General features: G+C 62.5%; 3 protein-coding genes. 1 reads left to right on the top strand and 2 read right to left on the bottom strand.

Annotation, left to right across the window (positions count from 1 at the left end; all coding sequences use genetic code 11):
• On the bottom strand, nt 1-988 hold a 988-nt coding region (locus tag K0F85_RS27810; protein WP_219119044.1), incomplete at its 3' end, for a phage major capsid protein, P2 family.
• A 47-nt stretch (nt 989-1,035) separates the two neighbouring features.
• Complete coding sequence (locus K0F85_RS27805) at nt 1,036-1,824, bottom strand: GPO family capsid scaffolding protein (RefSeq protein ID WP_219119043.1); 789 nt, start codon at nt 1,822-1,824, stop codon at nt 1,036-1,038.
• Between the two features lie 136 nt (nt 1,825-1,960).
• Between K0F85_RS27805 and K0F85_RS27800 the strand changes: the two genes are divergently transcribed.
• On the top strand, nt 1,961-3,189 hold a 1,229-nt coding region (locus K0F85_RS27800; RefSeq protein ID WP_374198846.1), incomplete at its 3' end, for a terminase large subunit domain-containing protein.

Raw genomic sequence — 3,189 nt, 5'->3', positions numbered from 1 at the left:
GCGCGGCCAGGCCCAGGTCTTCGATCACGTAGGCGTCGTTGGACGACTCGTAGTTCTCGATGCGGTCGCGCTTGGGCACGTCCTCGACGCGGCGGCGGCGCGCGCCCTCCTGGAAGTAGATCGACAGATTGTCGAAGCGGGTAATCAGGATGGCGTTGTCGGGGAAGTAGGGCACGCGCGCGGCCGGCAAGCCGCCGATACGTTTCTGGCTGATGATGATGTCGGCCGCCAGGGTTTCCGTGGGTGCCTGCTTGGTGTTGACCAATGGGAAATACTTGTCGTTCAACAGCTTGCGCCCGACGATGGCCACCAGGTTGGTGTCTTCCTGATACCACGGGTCCAGCAGGTTGACGGCATCCGTGACGGCCGCGTCCAGGTTGGCATAGTCGGCGCCGTCCACGTCGCCGATGACAACCTTGCCCGGCATGCCGGCGGCGACCAGGCCCAGCACGCGCTCGGGCGCCAGCTCGCGCAGGTGCTGCAGCCAGCCTTTATTGACGTCCTGCAGCAGCGGATTGGCGTCCAGATCGGTGTCAGCCATGGCTTTCACGCCATTGAAGCCGATGACGATGCGGTCGAGCGCCTGGCGCGTCAAGATGGCATTGGCCACGCGCGACTGGAAGTCGGGGAACTTGGCCCAGGCGTCCAGCTTGGCATAGTTCAAATGCGTGTCGAAGTTGGTTTGCTCGCAGCGGTACTTGGTACCGTCCAGGGTGGACAGGTCGCGCGTCTTGCGTTCCTTGTCCTTGGTGTTGGTGCGGCCGGCAATCGGGCCGGACACGCCCAGGCCCAGTTTTTCGCCTTCCTGCTCGCTCACGCCGATGATGTTCACTTTCGACAGGAACTCGCTCGATTCCTGCATTTTCGTTTCCAGCTTTTGCTGCACGCTGGGCGTGACGCTGAAGGTCTTGGCCACGTTGTCCGTGTCGTTCAGTTGGCCCAGGCGGGTTTCGTATTGGCCAAAGACCTGGCGCGTTTGCTTTTTCATGGTTCGGTGCTCCGTTGTTGAATGGGGGGATGAAAGGGCGAGGGCGCTTAAAACTCGGTCTGCACGGGCCCGTCGTTGCCGGTGGCGGCCGGGCGGCGCGGGCCGTTGCCGGGCGCTTCGTCCATCTGCGCCTTGAAGGCGGCCAGCTCGTCCTGCGTGGCCTTCAATGCCGTTTCGGTTTTTTCCAGGCGCGCCAAGGTGCCCGTGTAGTTGTCGTTGGCGGTGACGACGTGACCGGCCAGCGCATCCACGGCTTCGCTGATGTCGGCGAACTGCGCGGCGTCGGCGCCGGATTTATTGGAAAAGCGCGACAGCAGATTTTTCACGGCGTCGGCCAGCCTGGTGCCCTGCGGTTCTTCAAACTCCAGCGTCACCTCGACGGCGGAAGTAAACAGGTTGGCGCTTTGCTGCTTGCGGCTGGCGGAAAATTTCAGTGCTTCGGTGCCCAGGCTGGCGGGGCTGTCGGTGACGCCCAGGCCGACCAGGTAGGGCTGCGCCGAGTCCGCAAAGTCGGGCTGAATTTCCAGGCTGGTGTACAGCTTTTGTTTCGCCTTGTTGATGGCCACCAGTTCCGGCGTGGGTTCGATCTGCGCGAACAGGGCCAGCTTCTTGCCGCTGTCCGTGTCGACCTCTTCGGCCTTGACGGCGATCACGTCGCCGTAGGCCTTGAACTGGCTGTCGGGCAGGATGCCGCGAATGTGCTCCAGCCAGATGCGCGCGCCGTAGGTTTTCGGGTTGTAGGTGGCGGCGATCTGCTCGATGGTGGCGCGGTCGATGTTGCGGCCGTCGGTGGTGGCGCCTTCGGTGGCGACGCGGAAGAATTGGGATTTAGGCATGGTGGCGTGTCTCGGTTGATCGGATAACGCCATGGTCAACGTCTTGGCGCTGCGATTCAATGCGGTGCGGGTTGCTATGGGCCATAGCGACTTTTGCCTTTCCCCGCTCCGCGCGCGCGCGGCCTACGCTGGCGGCATGCTAGCCATTGAACAAAAACCCGAAGAAATAATCGCCGAACTGGCCGTGCCCGAATCCGCGCCGCGCCGCGCCGCGCGCGCCCTGTACTGGAAGGGCTGGCGCATTTCGTCCATCGCCCGCCACCTGGGCATCAAGCGCAGCACCATCAATAGCTGGAAGCTGCGCGACGAGTGGGACAAGGCGCAGGCCATCGAGCACGTCGAGGCAGCGGCCGAGCTGCGCCTGGTGAAACTGATCGAAAAGGAGGTCAAGAGCGGTAGCGACTACAAGGAAATCGATCTGCTAATGCGCGCTATCGTGCAGGCGGCGCGCGTGCGCCGCTATGAGCAGCCGGGCGGCAACGAGGTGGATCTCAACCCCAGGCTGGCAAACCGGAATGCCGGCCCGAAGAAGAAACCGACCCGCAACGATTTCAGCGAAGAACAGAAAATCCAGTTGCTCGACGCCTTCCAGGATTCGCTCTTCGACTATCAAAAAGTCTGGTATCGCAATGGCGACCAGCGCACGCGCGCCATTTTGAAATCGCGCCAGATCGGCGCCACCTGGTATTTCGCCCGCGAGGCGCTGGCCGACGCCATGGCCACGGGCCGCAATCAGATCTTCCTGTCCGCGTCGAAGTCGCAGGCGCACGTCTTCAAGCAATACATCGTGCAATTCGCGCGCGAAGCGGCCGGCATCGAGCTGACGGGCGACCCCATCGTGCTGCCGAACGGCGCCCATCTGTACTTCCTGGGCACCAATGCGCGCACGGCGCAGGGCTACCACGGCAATTTTTACTTCGATGAATTCTTCTGGACGCAGAACTTCCAGGAACTCAACAAGGTGGCCTCGGGCATGGCCATCCACAAGAAATGGCGCAAGACCTACTTTTCCACGCCATCCTCGACCACGCACCAGGCTTACCCGTTCTGGACGGGCGAGCTGTTCAACAAGCGCCGCGCCAAGGCGGACCAGGTGAATATCGATGTGAGCCACGGCCGCCTCTCGTCGGGCTTCACGGGCGAGGACAAGATCTGGCGCCAGATCGTCACCATCCTGGATGCCGAGCGCGGCGGCTGCAACCTGTTCGACATCGACGAGCTGCGAAACTTCGAATACAGCCCCGACCAGTTCGACAACCTGCTGATGTGCAATTTCATCGACGACTCGGCCTCGGTCTTCCCGCTGGCCGAGCTGCAGCGCTGCATGGTCGATTCCTGGGTGGAGTGGGACGACTACAAACCGTT

Origin of the sequence: Janthinobacterium sp. UMAB-56, from assembly GCF_900095265.1 — a bacterium.
GTDB lineage: Bacteria > Pseudomonadota > Gammaproteobacteria > Burkholderiales > Burkholderiaceae_D > Janthinobacterium.
The sequence above is the reverse complement of the archived record's forward strand: the minus strand, read 5'-3'. Positions and strand labels throughout refer to the sequence as shown.

Coding starts and splice junctions, on each gene's coding strand:
- K0F85_RS27805 (WP_219119043.1), bottom strand. CDS start 1,824: ATGCCTAAATCCCAATTCTTCCGCGTCGCCACCGAAGGCGCCACCACC.